The organism is Sorangium sp. So ce119 (assembly GCF_051524405.1).
Lineage (GTDB): Bacteria > Myxococcota_A > Polyangia > Polyangiales > Polyangiaceae > Sorangium > Sorangium cellulosum_G.
On the sequence record NZ_CP150310.1, the window covers coordinates 8982709 to 9007962 of the forward strand.

General features: G+C 73.0%; 18 protein-coding genes. 13 read left to right on the forward strand and 5 right to left on the reverse strand.

Translation table 11 applies throughout. The features are described from left to right. Positions 1-49: 49 nt before the first annotated feature. Positions 50-2293, reverse strand: a complete 2244-nt coding sequence (locus WME76_RS33850; protein WP_437956359.1) for a cyclic nucleotide-binding domain-containing protein — start codon at positions 2291-2293, stop codon at positions 50-52. A 152-nt stretch (positions 2294-2445) separates the two neighbouring features. Here WME76_RS33850 and WME76_RS33855 point away from each other — a divergent pair, with 152 nt between their 5' ends. From WME76_RS33855 to WME76_RS33880, 6 genes are all read left to right on the forward strand, one after another. Continuing rightward, a complete protein-coding gene (locus WME76_RS33855; RefSeq protein WP_437956360.1) occupies positions 2446-3582 on the forward strand; it encodes a hypothetical protein in 1137 nt (378 codons plus the stop codon). Positions 3583-3706: 124 nt separating this feature from the next. Continuing rightward, positions 3707-4696, forward strand: coding sequence for an NAD-dependent epimerase/dehydratase family protein (locus WME76_RS33860; RefSeq protein WP_437956361.1), 990 nt, complete (start codon positions 3707-3709; stop codon positions 4694-4696). Between the two features lie 118 nt (positions 4697-4814). After that, positions 4815-5705 (forward strand): hypothetical protein, encoded by an 891-nt coding sequence (locus tag WME76_RS33865; protein WP_437956362.1) that lies wholly within the window; start codon positions 4815-4817, stop codon positions 5703-5705. Further along, positions 5702-6850 carry a peptidase MA family metallohydrolase gene (locus WME76_RS33870; RefSeq protein WP_437956363.1) on the forward strand — a complete coding sequence of 383 codons (1149 nt, stop codon included), beginning with the start codon at positions 5702-5704 and terminating at the stop codon, positions 6848-6850. Before WME76_RS33865 ends, WME76_RS33870 begins: the two co-directional genes overlap by 4 nt. Continuing rightward, positions 6832-7668, forward strand: coding sequence for a type II CAAX prenyl endopeptidase Rce1 family protein (locus WME76_RS33875; RefSeq protein WP_437956364.1), 837 nt, complete (start codon positions 6832-6834; stop codon positions 7666-7668). The genes WME76_RS33870 and WME76_RS33875 overlap by 19 nt, the downstream gene beginning before the upstream one ends. Before the next feature lie 404 nt (positions 7669-8072). Continuing rightward, positions 8073-8864 (forward strand): hypothetical protein, encoded by a 792-nt coding sequence (locus WME76_RS33880; RefSeq protein ID WP_437956365.1) that lies wholly within the window; start codon positions 8073-8075, stop codon positions 8862-8864. 102 nt (positions 8865-8966) lie between these two features. Here the strand turns inward: WME76_RS33880 and WME76_RS33885 are convergent, their stop codons facing one another. Then, complete coding sequence (locus WME76_RS33885) at positions 8967-9875, reverse strand: zinc metalloprotease (RefSeq protein WP_437956366.1); 909 nt, start codon at positions 9873-9875, stop codon at positions 8967-8969. A gap of 759 nt (positions 9876-10634) precedes the next feature. Here WME76_RS33885 and WME76_RS33890 point away from each other — a divergent pair. Together WME76_RS33890 and WME76_RS33895 are read left to right on the forward strand one after the other, a co-directional pair. Continuing rightward, positions 10635-11087, forward strand: a complete 453-nt coding sequence (locus WME76_RS33890) for a Fur family transcriptional regulator (protein WP_437956367.1) — start codon at positions 10635-10637, stop codon at positions 11085-11087. A 219-nt stretch (positions 11088-11306) separates the two neighbouring features. Continuing rightward, the gene (locus tag WME76_RS33895; RefSeq protein WP_437956368.1) at positions 11307-13241 is read left to right on the forward strand and encodes a permease; all 1935 of its coding nucleotides are present in this window, start codon (positions 11307-11309) and stop codon (positions 13239-13241) included. A gap of 58 nt (positions 13242-13299) precedes the next feature. Here WME76_RS33895 and WME76_RS33900 read toward each other — a convergent pair whose 3' ends face one another. The 3 genes from WME76_RS33900 to WME76_RS33910 all read right to left on the reverse strand — a co-directional run bounded on the left by WME76_RS33900 (position 13300) and on the right by WME76_RS33910 (position 16627). Continuing rightward, entirely contained in the window at positions 13300-14382 is a 1083-nt protein-coding gene (locus WME76_RS33900) for a serine/threonine-protein kinase (RefSeq protein WP_437956369.1), read from the reverse strand. Between the two features lie 339 nt (positions 14383-14721). Beyond that, positions 14722-16134 carry a type I glutamate--ammonia ligase gene (glnA, locus tag WME76_RS33905; protein ID WP_437956370.1) on the reverse strand — a complete coding sequence of 471 codons (1413 nt, stop codon included), beginning with the start codon at positions 16132-16134 and terminating at the stop codon, positions 14722-14724. A 154-nt stretch (positions 16135-16288) separates the two neighbouring features. Continuing rightward, entirely contained in the window at positions 16289-16627 is a 339-nt protein-coding gene (locus WME76_RS33910; RefSeq protein WP_012239819.1) for a P-II family nitrogen regulator, read from the reverse strand. 636 nt (positions 16628-17263) lie between these two features. On the opposite strand from WME76_RS33910, the gene WME76_RS33915 reads away from it, so the two are divergent. The 5 genes from WME76_RS33915 (at position 17264) to ruvB (ending at position 25239) form a co-directional block, all read left to right on the forward strand. Continuing rightward, positions 17264-19981, forward strand: a complete 2718-nt coding sequence (locus WME76_RS33915) for a protein kinase domain-containing protein (protein ID WP_437956371.1) — start codon at positions 17264-17266, stop codon at positions 19979-19981. Positions 19982-19985: 4 nt separating this feature from the next. After that, entirely contained in the window at positions 19986-20561 is a 576-nt protein-coding gene (locus tag WME76_RS33920) for a GNAT family N-acetyltransferase (protein WP_437286346.1), read from the forward strand. An 87-nt stretch (positions 20562-20648) separates the two neighbouring features. After that, positions 20649-22205, forward strand: a complete 1557-nt coding sequence (locus tag WME76_RS33925; RefSeq protein ID WP_437956372.1) for a sensor histidine kinase — start codon at positions 20649-20651, stop codon at positions 22203-22205. After that, entirely contained in the window at positions 22202-24124 is a 1923-nt protein-coding gene (locus tag WME76_RS33930; RefSeq protein ID WP_437956373.1) for a sensor histidine kinase, read from the forward strand. The genes WME76_RS33925 and WME76_RS33930 overlap by 4 nt, the downstream gene beginning before the upstream one ends. Before the next feature lie 92 nt (positions 24125-24216). Further along, positions 24217-25239: a Holliday junction branch migration DNA helicase RuvB gene (gene ruvB / locus WME76_RS33935; RefSeq protein WP_437956374.1), complete on the forward strand. Its 1023-nt coding sequence runs from the start codon at positions 24217-24219 to the stop codon at positions 25237-25239. The last annotated feature ends 15 nt before the right edge of the window (positions 25240-25254 follow it).

Here is a 25254-nt window from a genome sequence, read left to right on the forward strand (position 1 = left end):
CGCCCGCCGAGCCCCGGGGGCACGGCCGCGCGCGGGGGGCGCGGCGCGCTCAGCCGAGCACGAACCGGCGGATGCGCCCGGCGAGGCTCCGCACCTTCTCCTCGGCCTCGTTGTAGCGCTCGGCCGCGTCGCGCAGGTGGGCCTGGCGCGAGGCCATCAGCAGGCTGAGCTCGATCACGAGCTGCGGGCGCGCCTCGATGATCGGCTGCAGCGCCTCCTTCGTGATCTCGTAGAGCACCACCTCGTCGACGGCGCGCACCGTCGCGGTGCGCTCCTCGCCCGTGAGCAGCGCGAACTCGCCGAAGACGGCGCCCTTCTCGAGCGCGGCGACCGTCGAGTCCTGCCCGTCGGGGTGCCGCACCAGGACCTCGACGGCGCCGGAGGCGACCAGGAACATCGACGAGTCCCGCTGCCCCTGCAGCACGATCCGGTCGAGCGGGCCGTACTCGACCCGGCGCGCCTTCGTGGCGAGCTTGCGGAGCTCGCGATCGAGCAGCGGCTTGAACACCGGCGTCCGCCGGAGCAGCGTCACGAGGTCCTCGGCGCTCGCCTCGCGCGGGGCCTTGCTCGGCTCGTCGAGATCGATCGACTGCGCGGCCCCGTAGCCGTCGCGCCGCTGCAGCGCGGCGAGCAGCTGCGCGTTCTTCTCCATGTACGCCTCGAGCAGGCTCGCGTTCCGCGGGATGCACTCGTCGCCCGTGTAGTCCATGAGCTGCCGCTCGGACGCCCACCGCGCGACGTCGTTCATCGACTTCCGGTACTGCCGGCACGCCGCGGGGAAGATGCCGTCCTGATCGCCGAACAGCGCCGTCAGCGCCTCGGGCATGAGGCTGAGCCCGAAGAAGCGCACGTCGCCGCGCTGGTGCCACAGCGCGAACTCGCGCCAGCGCGGGTCGAGGTGCGCGAGCTCCGGGAACGCGAGCGCGCTGTTCTTGAGCACCGCGCGCTCTGCGTCGCGGAACACCCGGTGCCACGTCTCCTGCGCGTTCCACAGGTTGGGCCCGGCGAGCTCGATCGCCCGCTGCAGGTCCGCGTGGTGGGCGTGCAGGAACGCGAGCGTGGCCTTCTGTTTGCGCATCAGGTTCGTCAGGCTCACGGGCCCCGCCGCGAAGAAGCCGGCCGCCCGCGGCGCGATGTGCCGCATGTCCCAGACCTGGCGCCACGCCGCGACGTCGAGCGCCGCGCGGATGGGCGCGAACGACGCGCCCTCCTCGAACGCCTCGCGCTCCTCCGGCGAGAGCATGTCCGGGTACTCGTGCTTCACGGCCTCGAAGATGCCGAGGCACGTGAGGAGCTCGAGGTAGAGCCCCACCCGGAGCAGCCAGCGGGGATCGGGCAGGTTGCGCCGGTGCTGCTCGAGGTCCTGGTGGATGGCGCGGAGGTACAGCAGGGCCTTGTCCATGCCGATCGTCAGCACCGGGAACCACGGGTGGTAGCCGACGTGGAGCTCGTCGATCCCGAGCGCGCGCTGCTGGGCCTCCGTGTCCGCCTTGACGAGCCGGTCGAGCAGGCGCGCGTAGAGCGAGCCGAAGCGGCCGGTGTCGAAGATCTCGACGTCCGTCGACTCGGAGCAGACCGTCCTGCCCGCCTCGCTGAGCCGGATCTCGACCCGGAGCTGCTGCCGGAACAGGCTCGCGAGCGTGAAGGGATCGGCGCCGTCCGGGATGCGCTCGCGGAACGACGCGGGCAGGTCGAGCCAGTGGTAGCCGCCGCCGGTCTCCTCGCCGGGCGGGTGCGGCATGAGCTGCTTCGCTGGCGCGATGGTGGCGACGTAGACCGTCTGGTGGAACGAGTTCCACGGGGCGGGCTCGAGCATCGGGACGGGGTAGGACGACGTCGAGACGATCTGGGGGCTGAGCGGCAGGTCGAGGATGCCGGGCACCGGGCACGGCTCGCCGTCGCCGGGGCTCGCGGGGAGGAACCACGCCGACAGGGTCACCTCGAACGGCCGCTCGAACGGCGCGACGAACGCGTAGAGGTCGCGCAGCCGGTAGAGCAGCCACACCTCGTCGCCGAGCTCCGCCGGGTCGCCCGACGTGTTGATGCAGCCGACGCGCTCGCTGCACCCGTGCCCCGGGTAGAGCGCCTCGTCGACGGGCCGCTTGCCGGGCTCGAACGGGATGAGCTCCAGCGACGGCGAGAGCTCGGCCGACTCTTCCTCCGGGCTCTGGCGCTGCTCGAGCTGGCGCAGGTACTGGCGGACCCGGGCGAGCTTGTCCTCCCAGTCCATGCCATCGACGCGGCTCATCAGCAGCCGCTTGAACTGCCTCTGGAACTCCTTCGGGGTCATCATCCTGCGTCCACCTGATTTGCCGGGGGCCGGACAGCCGCCCTCGGCGAGAGCTTACCGGCTCCGCGGGCGCCGCGTTTCCCGATCAGCGCCGGGCCAGGCGCCGCGCGAGCCCCTTGCGGCGCCGCGTCCCGGAAGGTACGGGCTTGCCCCCTATGGCTATCGAGCTCCGCGAGCTTAGGAACGGCGACAGGAAGGTCCTCAAAGACTTCCTGAACGTGGTCGACACGATCTACGAGGGTGAGCCCAACTATATCCGCCCGCTCGACCTGGACATCGCCGATCGGCTCGACAAGAAGAAGAACCCCTTCTTCGAGCACGCCGAGGGGACGGCGTGGGTGGCGTACAAGGACGGCCGGCCGGCGGGTCGGATCACGGCGCAGGTCGATCACGAGCACCTGAGACACCACCGCGACGAGACAGGCCTGTTCGGCTTCCTCGACACGGTCGACGACGCCGAGACGGCGCAGGCGCTGCTCGCGGAGGCCGCGGGCTGGCTGCGCGCCCGCGGGATGAAGCGCATGCGGGGCCCTTACTCGCTCTCCATCAACGAGGAGATCGGCTGTCTCGTCGAGGGCTTCGATCGCCCGCCGGTGATCATGTTGCCCTACCACCGGCCGCACCAGGGCCGGCTCATCGAGCAGGCGGGGCTCGAGAAGGTGAAGGACCTCTACGGGTGGCGCTACGAGGTCGGCGACATCCCCGTGCGGGCGCAGAAGGCGCACGCCGAGATCCAGGCGATGCCGGAGGTGCACACGCGCTGCGGCGACCCGAAGAACCTGCTCCGCGACATCCGCATCCTCATGGACGTCTTCAACGACGCCTGGAGCGACAACTGGGGCTTCGTCCCGATGACCGAGAAGGAGCTCATCAAGTGGGCGAAGGACGTGCGGCTCATCCTCATGCCCGAGCTGACGAAGCTCACGTTCATCGACGGCGAGCCGGCCGCCGTGTCGCTCGGGCTGCCCGATCTCAACGAGCTGATCCGCGGCTTGCACGGCAAGCTCCTCCCGACCGGCGTCCTCAAGCTGCTGTGGCGGCTGCGCGTGCGCGGCCCGAAGAGCGGGCGCCTCGTCGTGCTCGGCATCCGCAAGAAGTGGCGCCACGTGCGGCGCTACGCCGGGCTCAGCGCGTTCCTGTACGTCGAGATGAACCGGGCGGCGCACCTGCTCGGCATGAAGGGCGGCGAGCTCGGGTGGACGCTGGAGGACAACGCCGCCATCAACGCGGGCATCCGGCTGATGGGCGGCCGGATCTACAAGAAGTACCGGGTCTACGAGCGGGCGCTCTGATCGACTTGGGGGCCGACTTGGGGGCCGACTTGGGGGCCGACGCGAACGCGCGCGCGAAGCTCGAGGGCGGCGGCGCCAGCGGGCGCGGCCGACGCAGCGGGGAGCTGGAGGAGGGAGCGGATCGATGAAGGTGCTGGTCACGGGCGCGAGCGGGTTCCTCGGCTCGCACGTCGCCGAGCAGCTCGTGCAGAAGGGGCACGGCGTCGTCGCCCTGGTGCGGCGCTCGTCGAGCACGAAGTTCCTGTCGTCGCTGCGCGGCGTCGAGCTCGCGTACGGCGCCATCGAGGACGCGGAGAGCGTCCGACGCGCGGTGGTCGACGCGGGCGTCGACGCGATCGTGCACTCGGCCGGGCTGGTCAAGGCGCGCGACGAGGCGGAGTTCTTCCGGGTCAACGTCGGCGGCACGCGGAACATGCTCGACGCGGCGAAGGCGGCGCCTTCCATGAAGCGCTTCGTGTTCGTCTCGAGCCTCGCCGCCATCGGCCCGAGCCTCGACGGCCGCCCCGTCGCGCCCGACGCGCGCCCGGCCCCGGTGACGCGCTACGGGCGCTCGAAGCTCGAGGCGGAGCGGCTGGTCCTCGCCGAGAAGGACGCGCTGCCCGTGGTCGTCCTGCGCCCCCCGATGATCTACGGCCCGCGCGATCAGGAGTCGTTCGCGTTCTTCCAGAGCGTCGCGCGCCGCTTCCTCCCGATGCTCGGCGACGGCAAGAACACGCTGAGCGTCATCTACGCCTCCGACGCCGCCGCCGCGTGCATCCGGGCGCTCGAGAGCGACGTGCCGAGCGGCCGGGCGTATTTCATCGACGACGGTCGCGTGTACGTGTGGCGCGACATGCTGGCGGACGTGGAGTCGGCGATCGGCGCGCGGGCGTTCGTCCGGGTCGGCGTGCCCTTCTCCCTCATGCGCGGCGCCGCGCTCGCGAGCGAGGGGATGAGCCGCCTCACCGGCAAGCCCGTGATGCTGACGCGCGACAAGCTGAACGAGCTCTCCGCGTCGCACTGGGTGTGCGACTCCGGCGAGGCGCGCCGGGAGCTCGGCTGGGAGCCCCAGGTGAGCTGGGCCGAGGGGACGCGCCGCGCGGTCGCCTGGTACCGAGAGCACGGCTGGCTCTGACGTGGCGCACGTGGCGCCGCGCCGCGCGCCGTTTGACGCTCGCCCGCGGGCTCCGTACCGTAAACACATGTCCCGCTGTACGTCGGCAGCTCCGGCCCTCGTTGCGGTAGCGCTCGGCTTGACGTCCGCGCCCGCGCAGGCCGAGGCGCCGCCCCGCGGCGACGCAGCGGCGGACGCCCCGCGCGCGGGCGGCGACGCAGCGGCGGACGCCCCGCGCGCGGGCGGCGACGCAGCGGCAGGCGCCCCGCGCGCGGGCGGCGACGCGCCTCGATCGGCGCTGCGCGGCGCCGTCGTTGTGGCGGTGGACGACGCGAGCGTCGAGGCGGCTCGCTCGCTCGCCCGCTCGATCTACCGCGACCCCGCGCTTCGTCCGCCCATCGACGAGGCGTCGGCGCAGGCGCTCGCCGGCGAGCCCCTCGCGCCGGACGCGCCGGCCGTCGTGAAGGAGCTCGCGGTGGTGCGTCGCTCGGCCGGGCGCGCCGAGTCCGAGCCGGTCGCGCGCCGGCTGCTCGCGTCGCTCGGCGCGGACGCCGGCGCGGCGCTCGTCGTGGCGGTGACCACGGCGCAGGGCCACCCCGTGGCGCGCGTGCTCCGCGTCGCCGGCGCGAGCTACGCACCGCTCGAGCTCGGCGCGACGATCCAGCGGACCGAGGAGGACGCGACCGCCGCTGCGACCTTCGACTGGCCGGGCGCGGCCGCGGCCGTCCGCGCGCTGCTCGCCGGCGACGCGCGAGACGAAGGCGCCGCGGCTCGCCCGGCGGCGCCGCCCGCGCGCGCAGCGGCGCGCAGCGGGCCGCTCCGCGGCGACGCGCGCGCGGGCGTCGATCTGACCTCGAAGGCCGCGGAGGGCGACCAGGGCTCGTCCGGGCGGCGCTCGGTGTGGAGCTCGCCCTGGTTCTGGGGGCCGCTCGCGGGCGTCGCCGTGACGGGCATCGCGGTGCTGGTGCTCGCCCAGACGGGGGGCGACGACGGCGGCACGGTTCACCTCCGCGGTCGGATCGCGCCATGACGCGACCCACCCGGCGCGGCCCGGCGGCGGTGGGCCACAGGCTCGCGGCGCTCCTGTGCCTCGCGATGGCCGCCGCGCCCGGGCCCGCCGCCGCCGCGCCCCGCATCTACGACGCGCCCGCCGCGACGCTCGACGGCAAGGCCACGCTCGCCGTCCCGCCGCCCCCGCCGGAGTACCACACCGAGGACCTCGGCTGGATCGAGTTCGCCTACCGCCCGTCGACCCGCGATCGCGTCCGCCCGCTGATCGTCCATGCCGGCGCCATCCGCGCCGAGCTCAGCGCCCTGCTCGGCCGCCCGGCGCTGGTCGCCCCCGTGAAGGTCCGGATCGCCGCCGTCCCCGCCGAGCTCGACAACCTCGTCCCCGGGGAGCTCGCGGGCCCGACGACCGCCGCGTCGTTCGGCGCGCTGCGGCTCGCTGTCCTGAGCGCCTCCCCGCGGCCGGGCGTCGACGCGCCCGATCTCGAGAGCGCCTTCCGCCACGAGCTCGCGCACCTCGCGCTCGACGAGGCCACGGGCGGCGCCCCGCTCCCGCGCTGGTTCCACGAGGGCTTCGCCGTCCATGCGGCGGGCGAGCGCGCCGCGCGCCGCGCGCAGCGGCTCTCCGTCGCCGCGCTCCGCGGGCACCTGCTCCCGCTCGACGACCTCGAGGCGAGCCTCGCGGGCGCCGCGGATCCAGCCGCGTCGGTGGCCCACGCGCAGTCGGCCGACGTCCTCCGCTTCCTCATCGAGGGCGAGCGGCGGCAGAGCTTCTCGCTCGCCCTCGACGCGGTGCGCGCCGGCGCGCCGCTCGCGGACGCGCTCGACGCCGCCTACGCCTCGACCCGCCACGACCTCGAGCTCGCCTGGCGCGACGACGTCGCGCGCCGCTACGGCTTCTTCCCGGTGCTGGTCGGCTCGCTGCTCTTGCTCGGGCTGATCGTCGCGGGCGCGCAGGGCGTGCGGCGGCTCCGCGTCCGCAAGCCGGCGGCGCCTCCCGCGCCGCACCGGCGGCTCCGCGCGGCGCCGGAGACGCGCCACCGGCCCGCGCGCGCGTCCACGGCCCAGCTCGTGGCCACCCTGGGCGCGCGCCACCGCGGCGAGGCGGACGGCGACACGGGCATCCCGAAGGTGGAGCACAACGGCCAGTGGCACACGCTCCACTGAACGCGGCCGAGGGCGGCGGGCCCGTGCCCGATCGCGCGCGGCAGCAGCGCCGCCTCATCGATCTCGCGCTCGGCGCCGCCTGGCTCGTCGGCCTCGCCGCGGCCTTGCAGATCCTCTCCGCGCTCCTCGGGTCGAGCCCGCTCGCCGCGGCGCTCGCCGGCGCCGTCGTCGCCGACCTCGTCGCGGTACGGGCCGGCGTGCAGTGGACCGATCCGCTGGAGCGGGAGGCCCCGGGCCACCGCGCGCGCCTGGCCCGCCGCGTCGGCCTCGGCGCCGCGCTCGGCGCGCTCGCCGTGGCGCTCGCGCTCGGCGCTTCCCTGGCCCTCGGCTGGGCGACCGTCGAGGCCGGCGCGCCGTCGTTGAGCTTCGCCTTCGCGCTGGCGCGCGCGGTCGCCCTCGCCGTCCGCGACGAGCTCCTGCTCTCGGGCATCCCGCTCGCCACCGCGGCGCGCGCCGGGCTCTCGAGCCGCTGGGCGGTGGCCTTCTCCGTCCTCGCCCACGGCGCCGCGCTCGGCCTCGCCCCGGGCGCGACAGCGTCGAGCTTCGCCCTCGCCGCCGCGCTCGGCGCGCTCACCGCGGCGCTGTTCCGCCACGGCCGCGGCGCGTTCGCCGCGGTCGCCGCCCACGCGAGCTTCACCGCGCTCACGGGCGCGGGCCTGCGCGGCTCCCTGCTCGACGTCACGTGGGTCGACGGCGCGCTCGCCGCCGGCACCCGCGCCTTCGGCCCGCCGGCCTGGCTCGCCGCGGCGGCGCTCGCGATCCTCGCCGCGCTCGTCCTCCGCGCCGGCGCGTCGCGCCCCGATCGACCCGCGCCCTGAGCGTCGCCGCCCGCGCGCTGCGGCCGCGCGCCTCCCTCACCTTCCCCCACGTTCCCCGCCGCCCCGGCGTCCGGTGAACCTCGCGTCCTCGCGAGGCGCGGCAGCCTCGCGTCGACAGCTGCAAGTCGCGGCCCCGGGAGATGCCGTGTTCATCGCGTCGGCCATTGCGACCGACTCGACGCCTCGATTTCGCGAGCGGCGCGTCAACGTCCTCCGGTTCGACACCGGCATTTCACAGCGCCGTGCGAACAGGGGCCCCACCGCGCAGATCGCGGCGCGACGCGCCCAAACGTCCCACAGCGCCTCACCCCCCGGACACGGCTATGTCATATTCCAGCGCACCGCGTCAAATGCACGTTGACGCGTTGCCTTCGAGGCATCAACGATCGTGCATGCATTGGGAAATGATCCGTCAGATTGCGCCGGTGGCGCTGCTCGTCGTCACCTCGACGGGCTGCGGCATGGCGACGATGGTGGACACGAACACGCGCTCCATCCAGGCGACCACGGAGGAGATGCGGCGCATGCGCGCGATGATCGAGGAGTCGAATGCGACGCTGCGGGAATCGCAGCGCGGCATCGAGCGCCTCGCCGAGCTGCGGCAGCCGATGGAGAAGGTCGCCGAGATGCAGGAGGCGATGGATCGGCTCGCCGAGCTCAAGGGGTCGATGGACGCGATGCAGCAGAGCCTGCGCGAGACCGCGAGCCTCGAGCAGTCGATGGATCGGCTGAGCGAGATGAAGGCGACGATCGCCGCGATGAACGAGAGCCTCGCGGGCATCCGGGGTCCGCTCGCCGACGTGGCTGCCCTGAACGCCCCGATGCGCGACGTCGCCGCCCTGAACGCCCCGATGCGCGACGTCGCCGGGCTGAAGCAGCCGATGGAGCAGGTCGCGACGCTGCGCGAGCCGATGCAGGAGGTGAGCAAGCTGTCGGCGCCGATGGAGGAGGTGAGCCGGCTCGGGGGCGACGCCTCGCGCCAGACCGGCCTCGTCGCCCTCGGCCTGCTCGGATGGGGCCTCGTGACGTTCCTCGGCGTGTATTTCGGCGTGCAGGCCGGCACCCGCCGCCAGCAGCGCCTCGCGCAGGGCGACGGGGACGCGGGCGATGCCCCTGCGGCCCCGGCCAGGCCCGTGTCCCGGGTCCTCGGCTCGAGCCAGAGCTTCGAGCGCCGCGCGCAGGTCAAGTCGACGTGATCGATCGCTGACGCACTCGCCCGCTGGCGAGCGGCGGAGCTGCCCGCCGCCCGCCGGCCGGCAGCGAGCTCCGGTCAGCCGCCCATCTCCGTCAGCCCCCCCTCAACGGTACGAGTCCCACATCGCCGACATGCGATCGGCCTGCCCTGCGGTGAACGCATCCATGCAGGAATCGTCGGTGTAATCCATGTAGTTTTCGATCGGGTCGAGCCCGCCTCCCCTGCAGGTGTCCTCGCCGCTCGGGCAACCGTACGCGGGCGCCCTCTCGCTCGCCGTGTCGTCGACATAGTCCCCGGTCTTCGAGCAGCCGCCCTGGAACGTGTGGTAGAGGCCGAGCCAGTGACCGACCTCGTGCGTCGCCGTATCTCCCTCGTTGTACGGCGCTGCGCGGCCGCCGGGCAGCGAGGATTGGAGCACCACGACCCCGTCCATCTTCGGGCTCCTCGCATAGTCCGAGGGGAACGTGGCCCAGCCGAGTAGCCCGCCGCCCAGGTTGGCCGTGTAGAGATTGAGGTGGTCGGGCCCACCCTGACGGAGCGCATTCTTGGCGTTCCGCTCGGCCGTGGAGCCCTGCCCCATCGTGTACCAGGTCGCGTTCGTGGTCCGATCGGTCGAGGCCAGATTGAACTGGAAACGAGTGCCCGCGTAAGCGGCGTTGAGCACATCGATCTGCCGCTTGATCACCTCATCAGGCACGTCGCCATTCGAGACACCCGCCCCCTTGTTGATGACGTGGACGTGCACGGGGATCACGACCGACGTGCCCGCGGTGAACCCGGCCGGCACCCGGCTGCGGACGAGCAGTTCGACCTCCTCCTTCTCCGTGTCGCTCAGCTCGACGGTCCCGCAGCTACGTCGCAGCGGAGCCGGGGCCGCCTCCACCTGCTCGGGATCGACATCGGCGACGGCCGGCGCTTCCTCCGCGGGGGTCGAGGGGTCGCTGTTGCACGCGGCGCTCAAGCCAGCGATCACGACTAAGGCAAGTACCTCCGCACACGTCCGAGCTCGCATGGACATTCTCCTTGGTTCAGGCCCCGCAAAGGAAGCAGGAATATATATCCACCGTGACAATCGGTTCAATTCCAAAAGACCGATTCCGCTCAAGGCGACAAGGTAAGATTCCACGTCTTGGTCGTCTTGCGCCTTTCGGTCGACCGCCGGCTGGATCGGCGGGCGCGATGACGCGGCGCAATGACGTGCGCGGAGCGGAGACGCTTGCTGCTCCAACTTGGAGCGATCGCTCCATTATGGAGCACGCGAGCCTCGGCTTTTTATCGAGCGACCCTCGACTCGAATCCACGCGGCGATCGCGGGTCGACCGTTCCGCCTGTTCCATGTTTCAGCGTCTCATCCCCGACGCTCCCCCTGGAGCTCCTCCAGGTTTCTGGGACCATTCCTGATGAGTCCGTGCGCAACGCATCCGCCTGGTTTGTGGAGTTCAAGCCACGCTTGAATAAGGGCGCACTCGGTTGCCCGACTCGCCATCTGCCACCTTCCGAGTGTGGGCCCTGCTCCTTTCTCCTCGGGTCGCGCAGGGCCGCGCCGCGCGAGCGGGCCCCGCGTACGCGCGCGAGATCGACATCGCGCCCGCCCGGCGACCGCGCGGCGGCGTTCCCGCCGCGGGCGGCGAGGCACGGCGAGCCCGGCGGCGCTCGAGCGATCTCACTCATCCCGGCGCGCGGCGCGTCGAGCAACCGCGCCGCGCCGCGCGTCCGGCGAGCTCCGTGCATCCTGATTGCAGTACCGTCGGGGCGACGGTAGATGTCTCGCATGGCGCGTTCGAAAGCAGGTCAGTCCGCGGAGCAGCTCCGCGAGCAGATCAGGGCGGCCGGCCTGCGAGCCACCTCACCGCGGATCGCGGTGCTGCAGAGCCTCGGCCGCTCGCGGACGCCCGTCAGCCACGCCGAGCTCGCGGCCGAGCTCGCTCCGAAGGGCTGGGATCGCGCCACCATCTACCGGAACCTCATCGATCTGACCAACGCGGGGCTCGTGCGCCGCACCGACATGGGCGACCACCTCTGGCGGTTCGAGCTGCGCGAGGGCACCGGAGAGCACGCGACGGGCGAACACCCGCACTTCATGTGCGACACGTGCGGTGATGTGCTCTGCCTCCCCGACGAGAGCATCGAGATCAAGCCGGCGCGCGGCGCGCCCCGCGCGCTGCGGCGCAAGGGTCTGCAGATCCAGATCAAGGGCCGCTGCGACCGGTGCGTGCAGCCCTGAGCCGCGGGGCAGCCCTGAGCCGCGGGGCAGCCCTGAGCCGTGGGGCAGCCCTGAGCCGCGGGGCAGCGGGAGCCGCCGTGACCTTGGGCCGCCGGCCAGCCCGGAGCCGCCTGTAAAAAAGCGCCGTCGGGCGAGAGGCAGGGCCGTCGCTGCATCTCGATTGCAGCTTCAACTTGATGTTGATCGTGGTCGGACGCTCGGGCATAGCCTCCCGCGCCCATGCTCGCGCTCGTCGTCGCCCTGTCGCTCGCCGGTCTCGCCGCCGGGCCGCTCCTCGTGGCGCTCGGCCGGCGCCGGACGCTGCCGACGTCCGCGCTCGACGGGCTGACGCTCGGCCTCGTCCCCGCCCTGGTCCTCTCGCGTCACCTGCCGCACGCGGTCGAGGAGATCGGCGCGCAGGCGGTCCTCTGGGCGGCGCTCGGCTACGCGGCGCTCTGGCTCACGGAGCACCGGCGGCGCGGCGCGGGCGAGGTGGTGGGGCGGGAGGTCGCGTTCTCGGCGCTCGCCGTGCACGGGCTGCTCGACGGCGCCGGGCTCGCGCTGGCCGCGGCCGCCGCTGACGGCAGCGCAGACGGCGCGCTCTTCGCGGTCGCCGTCCTCGTGCACCGCCTCCCGGAGGGGCTGTCGCTCGCCGCGCGCTTCCTGCCCGCCTGGGGGTGGCGGCAGCTCGCCGTGCGCCTCGGGCTCCTCGGGTTGCTCACGCTGCTCGGCGCCCTGCTCGGTCAGCGCCTCATGGAGAGCCTCCCGCACGAGTCGTTCGAGGTGTTCATCGCCTTCGGCCTCGGCGTCCTCCTCCGGATCGTGGTCCACACGCACGACGCCCCGCCGCGGAGCCGGGCGGCGCGGACGGCGAGCGCCGTCGCCTTCGCCTCCGGGCTCTGCGTCGCGCTCGCGCTCCCCAGCCCGGAGAGCTTCTTCTCGCACGCCCACCCGACCGAGCTGCCGATCGCCGAGTCGCTCGGCCCGCTGTTCGTCGAGACCGCGCCCGCCGTGCTCGCCGGGCTCGCCGCGGCGGGGCTCGCGCGCGCGTACCTCCCCCGTCACCTCGCCGGATTCGCAGGATCGCCGCGCGGCGGCGCCGCGCTGTCCCGGGCCGCCCGCGGCGCGGCGCTCGGGCTGCCGCTCCCCGCCGGCTCGCGCGGCGTCTCGGCGCTGCTGCGGCGGCTCCTGCGCGCGGGCGCTCCGGTCGCCGCGGTCGTCACCCTCGGCGCGTCAGCGCTCGACGTGGGCAGCGCGCTGCTCTCGCTGCGGCTGCTCGGCCTGCCGCTCACCGCCGCGCGCCTCGCGGGCGGCGCGCTCCTCGCCGTGCTGGTCGCGCTCCTCGTCGCCAGGGTGGTCGGCGCCTCGCGCTCCGTCGCCGGGGCCTCTGGCTCGCCCGGATCCGCCGCCGGGACGGCCAGCGCGCCGGCCTCGATCGCGCCGCCGCGATCCAGCGAGCCGCCTGCCGGCGCCGGGGCCGCCGCGCCGCTGGCGACGCGGCTCCGCGCCGCCGTCGTCGAGGCCGTCGGGCCGGCGCTCGACCAGGTGGCCGCCTGGTACCTCGTGGGCCTCGTGCTCGCCGCCGTGCTCGAGGCGACGATCGATCCAGCCGCGGCGCGCGCGATCGGCGCGCCGGCCGACGTCGTGGTGAGCGCGCTCGCCGCCGTGGCCGTCCACGTGTGCGCGCAGGGCGCGACGGCGCTCGCCGCGGTGATGATCCACAAGGGGTTCTCCATCGGCGCGGCGCTCGCGTTCCTCCTGGCAGGGCCCGCGACCAACGTCGCGGTGCTCGCCGTGCTGAAGCGCTCGCTCGGCGCGCGCGCCGCCGCCGCGCTCGCGATCTCCAGCGTCGCTCTCGCCGTCGCGGTCGGCCTCGCCGCGAACGCCCTCGTCCCCGGCGCGTCGGTCCCGGAGCTCCACGCGCTCGCGGCGCACGAGCACGCGGTCGTCGAGTGGGTCTGCGCGGCGGCGCTCGGCGCGCTCCTGCTCGCGAGCTTCACGAGGCTCGGGCCGCGCGCGTGGTTCGGCCACATGGGCGGCCATGCCGACGCCCCCGCCTCGGCGGAAGCGGCGCCGCACGCGCCCTCGTGCGCCGCGCACGCGCCCCCGCTCGGCGCGCCGGCCGATCACGTCGACCGCACCCCCGTCCCGTTCGCCAGCGCGCCGCGCGCCTGACGCACGACTCACGGAGGCTCGTCCCGGCAGGCGCCGCGCGCTCGGCAGCGGCCGTCGTTCAGCGGATCCAGTACCTGCCGAGCAGCACCAGCACCATCGCCCAGAACACCACCGCGAGACCCGCCGCGACGAGCATGGCCGGCGGCTGCCGCCTCCCGTGCTGCACGAGGCGGCCGAGCGCGCCGACCGACCCGCCGCGCAGCCCGACGCTCTCCGGCGCGAGGCGGAGCTTGTCGCCGAGGCCGACGTCCGAGGCGCGCCGCCCCTTCTGCCCTCTGAATCGCGCCGCGCGCAGCTCCCGCAGCACGGCCTCGAGCTCCTTCGCGAGCAGGCCCGCCGATGCGATCCGGGCGTCGGGCTCGCGCTCGAGACAGGCGTCGACGATGTGGCAGAGGCGCGGCGGCAGCCCCGGCCGGCGCGAGGCGATCGGGTCGCAATCCTTGCTCAGGATGCGGACCATCAGCGCGTTGTAGTTCGGCGCCTGGTGCGGCAGCGTCCCGGTCAGCGCCTCGTACATGACGACGCCCAGCGACCAGAGGTCGGCGCGGCCGTCGAGATCCTCGCGCCCCGCGGCCTGCTCCGGCGCCATGTACGCTGGCGACCCGACGACGCAACCCGTGTGGGTCAGCGCGAAGTTGTGCTCCTTCTCGAGCACCTTGCTGATCCCGAAGTCCAGGATCTTCCCCACGAGCTCGCCCAGGTGGTTGCGATGCACGTAGATGTTGGCGGGCTTCAGGTCGCGGTGGATGATCCCCTGCTGATGGGCCATGTCGAGCGCCCGCGCGAGGCCGGTGAAGATCTCGACCAGCGTCTCCGGCTCGATGGTGCCCTCGCGCCGCAGCCACTCGTCGAGCCCCTCGCCGACGAGCAGCTCGAACACGAGGAACGGCGAGCCGTCCTCGGCCTGACCGAGATCGAGGATCTCGACGATGCTGGGGCTGCGCACGCGCCCGCTCGCCTTCGCCTCGTTGAAGAAGCGCTGGAGCGCGACGGCGTCCTCGGCCACCTCGGGGCGCATCACCTTGAGCGCCACGTCGCGATCGATGAGCTCGTTCTTCGCGGCCCACACCGACCCGCTGGCGCCTCGGCCCAGGAGCTTCACGAGCCGGTAGCGAGACTGGATGAGATCGCCGGGGTTCACTGCTGCGCCGAGGTGTCTCTGAGGGAGCGGGGGAGAGGATGCCTTACCCCCGACCCACGTCTGCGACGGGGCGGAGGATAACCCGACGCACCGGCGAGCGGTACCGCGCGGCGTCATCTCCAGCAGCAAGCAAAAGTTCGCGAGCCGGGGAAGCGACAGCGCGCCTCCCCTCCTCCGCGCCGCCGGCGCGAGCGCGAAGCCAGCCCTGGAGCAGTTCACGGCGCGACGGCGCCACGCGCGCTTCACGCGCTCGACGGCGAGGGGTGAAGGAGAGGGGGCGCGAGGGTCACAGCGCAATTTTCTCGTGCGCTGGACCCTGCGCCGCTCGGGTGGGGTCGATCAGACGTCGTAGTAGAGGAAGAACTCGTGCGGGACCGGGCGGAGCCGGATCGCGTCGACCTCGCGCTCGCGCTTGTAGTCGATCCAGGTCTTGAGGATGTCGCGGGTGAAGACGTCGCCGCGGAGCAGGAACTCGTGATCGCGCTCGAGGGCGGAGAGCGCCTCGTCGAGCGAGCCCGGCATGTGCGGCACTTCCTTCAGCTCCTCGGGCGAGAGCGCGTAGATGTCCTTGTCGAGCGGGTCGCCCGGGTCGATCCGGTTCTGGACGCCGTCGAGGCCGGCCATCATCATGGCGGCGAAGGCGAGGTACGGGTTGCAGCTCGCGTCCGGGAAGCGGACCTCGATGCGGCGACCCTTCGGGCTGTTGCCGGGGGCCAGCGGGATGCGGATCGACGCCGAGCGGTTGCGGCTCGAGTACGCGAGGTTCACGGGCGCCTCGTAGCCCGGGACGAGCCGGCGGTAGCTGTTCGTCGTCGGGTTGGTGAGCGCGGCGAGCGCCTTCGCGTGCTTCAGGATGCCGCCGATGTACCAGAGGCCCGTGTCGGAGAGGCCCGCGTAGCCGTCGCCGGCGAAGAGCGGCTTGCCCTCCTTCCAGAGCGACTGGTGGCAGTGCATGCCGCTGCCGTTGTCGCCGAAGACCGGCTTCGGCATGAACGTCACCGACTTGCCGTGCTTGCGGCCGACGTTCTTGATGACGTACTTGAACCACATCAGGTTGTCGGCCATCGACGTCAGCGTCGAGAACTTGATGCCGATCTCACACTGGCCGGCCGACGCCACCTCGTGGTGGCCGACCTCGACTGGGATGCCGGTCTCGATGAGCGTCGACATCATGTCCGCGCGCAGGTCGCCGAGCGTGTCGGTCGGCGCGACGGGGAAGTACCCCTCCTTCTGCCGGATCTTGTGCCCGAGGTTCACGCCGGCCTTGCCGGAGTTCCAGGACGCCTCCTCGCTGTCGATCTCGTAGAAGGCGCCGCGCGGGGAGCTCTCGTACCGGACCGAGTCGAAGACGAAGAACTCGGCCTCGGGCCCGAAGTAGGTCGTGTCCGCGATGCCGCTCGCGCGCAGGTGGTTCTCGGCCTTCTGCGCGATGTAGCGCGGGTCGCGGCCGTACGGCTGGCCGGTCACCGGGTCGCTGATCTTGCAGACCATGCTGAGCGTCTTCTGGGCGTGGAAGGGGTCGAGCTTCGCCGTCGACGCGTCGGGCGTCATCAGCATGTCGCTCGCGTTGATCGGCTGCCATCCGCGCACCGACGAGCCGTCGAAGCCGATCCCCTCCTCGAAGATGTCCTCGTTCAGGCGGGACGCCGGGATCGTCGTGTGCTGCCAGATGCCGGGCAGGTCGATGAACTTGAGATCGACAAATTTAACGTCGTTTTCCTTCGCAAACGCGACGACATCTTTCGGCTTCATGATTCTTCCTCTACCTCGCTGACTCGCTGCTCTCGCTGGATGTGATTCGAAGACGCGCGGGATCGTGCTCGCTGCTGCTCTCTCGCTTCTGCTTGCTCGGCTCTCGAGCCTGTGACCCGTCGCGATGCCCTGTGACGCTCTGCCCGCGGCTCGCCTAGATGGCGTCCTCGCCGCGCTCCCCCGTACGGATCCGCACGGCCTCCTCGACGGGGACGACGAAGATCTTTCCGTCGCCGATCCGGCCCGTCTTGGCGCTCTTCTCGATGGCGTCGATCACGTCGCTGACCATGCTGTCCGGCACGACGATGTCGACCTTCACCTTCGGGACGAAGTCGACGACATAGGCCGACCCCCGATAGACTTCCTTCTTGCCGCCGGTCCGACCGAAGCCCTTTACCTCGGTCACCGTCATGCCCTGAATCCCGACCTCGGCGAGGGCGTCCTTGACCTCGTCGAGCTTGAACGGCTTGATGATCGCCTCGACCTTTTTCATTGCGCACGCCTGTGGTGACCGGGTGACCGCCGGGGTAAAAAACCCGCACGCTCACCCGAAAAGCCCCGCCGGAGCAGAGCCGGTAAAGGGTGGACGCCTCCGCCGGCGGCCTCCCGTCGATGTGCCGGGCGCCGCCCGGCTCCGATCCGTGACGGGGTCCGCCCGGTCCACCGGGCATTGCCCCGCCGCTGTCAATGACTCAGGGACCCGTCCGACAGAGCCGGATCGGCGACCCCTCGCCCCGGCCGCTGGCGCAGCGTCCGGAGGTCCACGCTGGTGTACCCAAGCTCATGTTTCCGGAATGTTTCGCGCACCGTACGTGCGTGAGAAAAGTGGATCCGGCGTCTGAAAATCGGAGCCAGCTTACTTTTTTCAGGGCGCCGGACCCGGGGGTGGAGCCCGCGCTCCCCGGACCCGCCGGGGGGTGGGGCTCGCTTTGACCACGTCCCCCTACCCCACGGCCCCCCGTGGATGGGCCCGCTCTGCCGGCTCCTCCCCGTACGGAAGAGCCCGTTTCCCGGCCTCTCGAGGGGGTCGCGCCGCCCCAGCTGACGACCACGGCGCGCTCGCCTTGTCCTGGTGACGCGGCTCGAATAGTCTGCGCTGGCGAATCCAGTCGCGGGACAGCCCTGCCTGATGGCTTTGCCGAACAAAGCGAAGATCCCGGTAGGCACGGTCCTCGCCGGAAAATACCGCATCACACGCGAGATCGGACGCGGCGGCATGGCTGCCGTGTACGAGGCCGAGCACATCGACATCGGCAAGCGGGTGGCGATCAAGGTGCTTGCCCAGGAGCTGACGACGTCGGCGGTCGTGGTCGAGCGCTTCCTCCGCGAGGCCCGGGCGGCGGCGTCGATCCGCAGCCCGTTCATCTGCGACGTCTACGACTCCGGCAAGCTCGACGACGGGCGGCCCTTCCTGGTGCTCGAGCTCCTCGAAGGCGAGTCGCTGTACGAGCGCATGACGGTGATCAGGTACCTCGACCCCGAGACCACCGTCGCCGTGATGTCGCAGGTCTGCCGAGGGCTCACCAAGGCGCACGCGGCCTCGATCGTCCACCGCGACCTCAAGCCGGAGAACATCTTCCTCACGAAGGACGAGGAGGGCCGGCTCTGCGCGAAGATCCTCGATTTCGGCCTCGCGAAGTTCTACGCGCCGGTCGACGGGGGCGACGCGCAGGCGCGCCTCACGCGCGAGGGCGCGGTCTTCGGGACGCCGGCGTACATGAGCCCGGAGCAGGTGCGCGGCCAGGGCGCGGTCGATCACCGCGCGGATCTCTGGGCGCTCGGCTGCATCACGTACGAGTGCCTCACCGGCCGCACCGTCTGGCAGACCGAGCAGGGCGTCGCGATGACGTTCGCGCAGATCGCGAACGCGCCGCTGCCGCAGCCCGCGGCGCTCCGTCCCGACCTGCCGCCGAGCTTCACCGCGTGGTTCGAGAAGGCGCTCGACCGCGCGATCGACCGGCGCTTCCAGACCGCGAAGGAGTTCGCCGACGAGCTCTCGGTCGCGCTCGGCGTCGCGCAGCCGCGCGGCGCGGAGCCGTCCCAGGTCGGGCTCCTCCCCACGAACAGCGACCCGCCGCCCGACGTGACGTTCGACCCGCCGGGCGTCGTCCGTGTGACCCCCAACGAGGCGCGGCGGACCGTGCCCTCGGGCCCGGCGGAGCGCGGGGGAGATCCGCTCGGCGCGCTCGATCTCTCCGGCGCGCCGGGCGCCGCGACGGCCGGGCGCATGAGCCAGGGCATCGGGCAGCAGATCACGTTCTCCGGCGGCTCGGGCGACGCTTCGCTCCCCGACGCGCTCGCGCATCGATCGGCGCCGAGGCGCGGCGGCGCCGGCCGCGCGCTCGTCCTCTTTGGCGTGCTCGCGCTCGCCGCGGGCGGCGCGTACGCCGGCTACCGCCAGTTCCTCAAGCCGACGGCCCTGCCGCCGGTCTTGTCGAGCTCCGCGGGGCCGCCGTCGCCCAGCGCGCCGTCGTCCTCCGCGGTCACCAACGTGCCGGCGCGCGCCGAGGCCCCGGTCGAGCAGCCCGGCCTGCCCTGGCCGCCGCTCGTCGCGCAGGCGCAGGAGTCGATCGCCGCGGGCGATCTCAAGGCCGCGATCAGGCTGCTGAGGGACGCCCAGGAGAAGGGCAACCACCCCGTGCCGCGGACGCTGATCGAGCACGTGCAGGTCGCCCTGAAGGACGCGAGCGGCAAGGCGCCTTGCCAGCTCACCGGCCTCGCCAGGCCGCGCACGCACGATCTCGTGCGCGAGGGCGGCCGCGCCATCGGGGCCAGCCGGCCCTCGATCGCGCTCGGGCCGCGCGGCGCGGTCGTCACCTGGACCGACTCGCACGAGGGCACCGAGCACGCCTACACGGCGGCGCTCGACAGCGCGATGCGCCCGTCGTCGCCGGCGCTCGACGTGACGCCCGAGGGCCGCGCCATCGGGCGCCCCGAGCTCACCGCCGCCGGCGAGCGGCTGGTGCTCACGTACTGGGACGGCAAGGGGCCGGAGGCCGGCGTGCAGGTTCGCTGGCTCGACGGCGACGGCCGGATCGACGGCCCCGCGATGATGGTCTCCCGCTTCCCCCGCGGCGGGAACTCGTGGCCCTCGCTCGCGCGCACCGCCGAGGGGTTCGTCATCACGTGGTCGGACGACGGCGACAACGCCTCCTCCGAGGACCTCTTCATGCGCCGCCTCTCGCCGAACCTCGATCCGGTCGGCGAGATCATCCGGCTGACGGACGTCACCCCGACGGGCCCCTCGAAGCCGCGCGTCCGCTTCCCGTCCGTGGCGGTGATGAGCGACGTGATGCACCTCGCCTTCCGCTTCGATCGCGAGCCGACGCGCATCATCCAGTACATGCGCCTCCCGCTCGCGAGCGTGGACAAGGGGCTCCCGCCGGCCAGCCCCGGCAAGCGCGCCGACCGCGCGCTCGGCGAGCTGTCGCTCGTGAACAGCGACCGTGCGCGCAGCGACAGCCCGTCGCTCGCGTGCGGCGCGGGGAGCTGCTTCGTCGTCTGGCACGGCGAGCCGCCGATCGGGGGCGCCTCCGCGGCCTACATCGACCCCGCCAAGGGCCAGCCGCTCTGGCGCAAGCGGTTCTCGAAGGCCGGCGGTCGCCCGGCGGTCGCGATCGCGCCGACGGGCCAGGCTCAGCTCGTCTGGTTCGAGCAGGGCCGCCTCCTCACCGCGTCGATGAACCGTGACGGCATCGGCGCCCCCACGAAATTCGCCCGCGTCAGCGGCGACCAGCCGGCGCCCTCGATCAGCCCCGGCGCGAGGCCCGGAGAATGGTATGTCGCCTGGCTTGACTACGAGGCGGGTCATCTCGAGCCGTACGCCGCTCGCATCCAGTGCCGGTGACCCCATGCTCATCCTCCCACCTCGAAGCGAGGTCCGCGCCCGTCCGATCGAGACCGAGCGGCTGATCCTCGTGCCGATCGACCCGTCCGACGGCCCCGAGCTCTGGCTTGCGGTCAGCGGCTCACGCCCGACCCTCCAGCGCTGGCTGCCGTGGGTGCAGTTCCACACCGACCCGGCCGCGAGCGTCCGCTTCGCCGAGGCGTGCGCCGCCGACTGGGATCATGGCAGGGCGCTGCGCTTCGTCATCCGCGAGCGCGCGCACCGCTCGCTCGCCGGCGTGGTCGGCCTCGAGGCGTGCGTGCACCTGCACCGCTCCTGCGAGCTCGGGTACTGGCTGCGCAAGGAGGCGACCGGACGCGGGCTCATGACCGAGGCGGCGAAGGCGGCGCTCGGGTTCGCGTTCAACCACATGGGCGCACACCGGGTGCGGGTTGCAGCCGCGACGGACAACCACGCCTCGCTCGCGGTCATCGGCCGGCTCGGCTTCCGCTTCGAGGGCATCGCCCGGCAGGCCGAGTGGTGCGACGGCCGCTGGCTCGATCACTCCGTCTTCGCGCTCCTGGCGACCGATCCCAGGTGAGCGGCGCCCGCGCGGGACGTGGGAGACCGCGCGCGCGGGATGCCGCACGTGCGCCGGGCGAAGCGCGCTAGCATCGCACCCTTCGCCGTGGCCCGTCGTCGCCTCCTCCGCTGGCCCCGCGGCACGATGCCGCTGGTGCCGCTCGCGCCCGCGATCGTGATCGCCGTGGGGATCGCCACAGCGGTGGCGATCGCGGTGATCGGTATTCGCCAGCTCGCGAGCATGAGCGATCAGGCCGCGAGCCTGCGCGCGGAGGTGCTGTCTGCGACGCTCGTGGCGCGGCTCCGCGGGACGCCGGAGGGCGAGCGGGCGGAGTTCCTGGGGATGGCGGCGCGGCGGGCTACGGCGGAGATCCTGCTCGTCGAGCAGAGCGGGCAGGTGCTGGTCAACGAGAGCTTCGGCGCCCCGGCCAAGGCCGACATCTTCCAGATGCTCACCCAGGGCAAGGGCGAGGCGACGACCTCGCTCGGCCGCGTGCGGTTCGCGGCGCGCCCGCTGCACCCGCCGCTCTCCAACCTGACGGTGATCACGTTCGTCTCGGCGCCGAGCCCGCCGCCCCACTCGATCGCCCTCGGCAACGCCGTCGCGGCGCTCACGACGCTGCTGCTCGGCGTGGCGGTCGCGGTCGCGCTCTCCTTCACCAAGGCGGCGCGCGACGACGTCGACTACCTGCGCGAGCGCATCACGGCGATGGCGCGCGGTCATGGCCCGGGCGCGACGAACGCGGACGTGATCCCGGTCGAGCCCGTGCCGATCAGATCGCTCGATCAGGTCGGCCTGCTGACGGCGGCGTTCAACCTGCTGATCACCCGCTTCGCCGCGGCGGAGCGCACCTACCGGGCGGATCTCCAGCAGGCGTCCGCGATGGACCGCGAGCGCTCGGCGTTCCTCGCGGGGCTCAGCCACGAGCTGCGCACGCCCCTCAACGCCATCCTCGGGTTCGCGCACGTCCTCGAGAGCGAGGTCGACGGGCCGCTCAGCCAGGACGCGCGCGAGGCGCTCTCCGTCATCCGGCAGAGCGGCGAGCACCTGCGCACGCTCATCGACGACATCCTCGATCTCTCGGCGCTCGAGACGGGCAAGCTGCAGCTCTCCCGCCGCGCCGTGAACCTGCGCGCCCTCGTCGATCAGGTGATGCGGGAGGCGTCCGCGGCGGCCCGCGACAAGCCCGTCCAGCTCCGCGTCACCGGCGACCACGGCCTGCTCGCGCACGCCGATCCGCGCAGGGTGCGGCAGATCCTGACGAACCTCGTCTCGAACGCCGTCAAGTTCACGGCGCGCGGCTCGGTGACGGTCCACATCGCGGGGCGCGGCCGCTACGCGGCGATCGTCGTCCAGGACACCGGCCCCGGCATCCCGCCGGAGGAGACGTCGGCGGTCTTCGAGGAGTACCGGCAGACCGGCGACGTGCGCTCACGCCGGGCCGGCACGGGGCTCGGGCTCTCGATCGCGCGGCGCCTCGTGCTGATGCACGGCGGGACGATCCAGCTCGAGAGCGAGCTCGGGCGGGGCTCGACCTTCACGATCACGCTGCCGATCTGGCTGGATCCCAACCGCGCGCCCTCGCTGGCCCAGCCCGCGTCCGACGCGTCGCCGCCGCCGGGCGAGGCCGGCGGCGGCCGCCCAGGGGGGAGGATCGCGTGACGGAGGAGCGCATCAGGAACGACGCGATCCACTTCGCGCGGCGCGTGCTCGTCCGCCAGGCGCTGGTCGGCGTCGCCGCGTTCGGCGCGATCGCGGCGCTCGCGCCGAAGCTGCTCATCCTGGAGCAGGGCGTCGCGACGAGCGTGCTCTCGGTCGGCGCGAAGATCGCCCTCGCCGCGATCGGCGCGACCACGTTGCTGACCCTGCTCCGGCTGCGCACCCACCGGGACCTGCTGCGCTCGCTCATGATCGGCGCGCGCGACATCGATCACGAGGAGCTCGAGCGCTTCGCCGAGCTGCCGCCGTCGCTGGCGGTGCGCTTCGTGCTGGCGAGCTCGACGATCTCGAGCCTCATGATGATCCCGGGGATCAGGCCGGAGAAGCTCGACGACGGCCGCGCGGTGAGCCTGCTCATCCTCGCGATCACGATCCTCAGCGCGTCCGCGATCCCGCACTACGTGCTGACGCGCGCCACGACGTTCAGCCTCTTCGAGATCAGCCCGGCCGAGGCGATCGGCGCCCTGCTGGAGACGGCCGAGCTGTACCAGACGCCGCGCCGGCGGGTGACCTACAAGCTGCTCCTGTCCGTCGCCGCGCCGGTGCTGCTCGTCGGCGTCGGGGCGGTGCTCATCGCGAACGCGCACCTCCAGACGTTCATCGAGCGGAGCCGCCGCGCCACCGCGGCGCTCGTCGCGCGCACGGCGCTCGACCCGGCGCTCGGGGCCATCGAGGAGGCCGAGCGCAACGACGTCGTGGCCGCCGCGGCGGAGTTCGGGTTCCTCGCGCGCGTGGAGCAGGACTGCGTGGACGCGGAGCCCTCCTTCGGCCGCGAGGCCGACGGGCAGATCGCGGTGATCACGCCGCTCGACAAGGGGGGCTGCGTCAACATCCGGTTCTCCGCGGACCTCGAGCCCTCCGCCGCGATCTTGGGCGCGCTCGTCGCGTTGCTCGCGGTGCTCGTCGCCGGCGCGCTCGGAAACCTCTTCGGCCGCGTGCTCGCGGCGGATCTCGTGCACGCCACGAAGCAGGTGCGCCTGCTCGGCACGGACAGCGTGCTCCGCGGCGCCACGCAGATCGCGCGCCCCGCCCGGTTCGCCGTCGTCGCCCGGCTCGGGCACGCGATCGAGGATCTCGCCGAGCGCTTCCGCGTCTTCGCCGCGGCCCAGGAGCGCGCGCTCGAGGCCCGCGAGGCCGCGCAGCGCATGCGCGGCCTCCTGTTCGCCAGCGTGAGCCACGACCTCAAGAGCCCGCTGAACGCGATCCTCGGGTTCGCTGATCTCGTGGGCCAGGAGGATCTGACCGACGCGCAGCGCGAGAGCCTCGAGCTCATCTCGACGCGCGGCCGGGAGCTCCTCGGCCTCATCGAGTCGATCCTCGACGCCGCCCGCGTCGAGGCCGGGCAGCTCACGCTCGAGCCGCAGCCGACGTCCGTCGGCTCGCTCATCGCGGGCGCGATCCGCAAGGCGCGCGAGCTCGCGAGCGACGCCGACGGAGAGGTCGTCGTGGAGGTCGGCGACACCCTGCCGCTGATCCCGGTCGATCAGGCGTACGCGACGCGGGCGCTCGCGGTCATCGTGGCGCACGCGCTCAGGACCGGCGCGGCCGACCCGTCCGCGCGCCTCGTGCGCCTCACCGCGACGATGGCCGGTGAGTTCAACAGCGAGGTCCGCATCGACGTCGAGTACGGCAGCCGCGACGTGCCGCCGGAGGAGCTGGAGGCCCTGTTCAGCCGGCAGACCACCGCGCGCGGGCGCGGCCTGACGCTCGGCCTCAGCCACGCGCGCTCGGTGATCGAGCTCCACGGCGGCTCGCTCGAGGTGGACGGCGCCCCCGACGGCCGCCCGCTCTGCCGCGCCCGTCTGCCGCGCGTCCCGCCCCCGCGGCGTCCCCGCCTGTCGTCGGTCCCCGCGCTCGGCTGACCCCGCCCGCGGCCGCGCGAACGGCGCGTTGCCGCCGCGCGGATCGGCTCCCATCGCTTCCCTTCGCCGTCTTCCCGCGGTACTCCCGTGGCATGCCTGAACGGGCGCTCTCTCCTGCCGAGACAGGCGACGACGATCGCTTCGATCGCCTCTTCCGGCCTGCCTCGCTCGCCGAGTACGTCGGCCAGGACAAGCACACGGAGAACCTCAAGGTCTTCGTGGAGGCCGCGCGCCGGCGGCGCGAGCCGCTGGACCACATGCTCTTCTGCGGCCCGCCCGGGCTCGGCAAGACCACGCTCGCCCACATCCTCGCCCGCGAGATGGGCGTGACCCTCCACGTCACGAGCGGGCCGGCGATCGAGCACAAGGGCGCGCTGGCCGGGCTGCTGACGAAGCTGGAGCGCAACGACGTCCTGTTCATCGACGAGATCCACCGGCTCACGCCGGCGGTCGAGGAGAGCCTCTACCCCGCGATCGAGTCGTTCAAGATCGACATCATGACCGGCGACGGCCCGTACGCGACCACGATCCAGCTCGCGCTCAAGCCGTTCACGCTCGTCGGCGCGACGACCCGCACCGGGCTGCTCACCGCGCCGCTGCTGTCGCGCTTCGGCCACGTCGTCCGCCTCGACTTCTACCCGGTCGAGGAGCTCGAGCGCATCGTGCAGCGCAGCGCCGGTCTGATCGACGTGCCGATCGACGCCGGCGGGGCGCGCGAGATCGCGGCGCGTGCGCGGGGCACCCCGCGCGTCGCCAACCGCCTCCTGCGCCGCGTCCGCGACTTCGCCGAGGTGCTCGGCGACGGCGCGATCACGATGGCGATCGCGCGCAAGACCGCGGAGCGGCTCGAGATCGACCCGGCCGGCCTCGATGAAATGGACCGCAGGCTGCTGCGCGTCATCATCGACCACTACGACGGCGGCCCGGTGGGCGTCGACACGCTCGCGGCGGCGCTCAGTGAGCCGCGCGACACCATCGAGGACGTGTACGAGCCGTTCCTGCTGCAGCAGGGCTTCCTCGGCCGCACGCCGCGGGGCAGGATCGCGACCCGCCGCGCGTACGAGCACCTGGGCCTCGACGCGCCGGCGGCGAAGCAGGGGGATCTCTTCTCGTAGCCCTGCGCGGCGCCG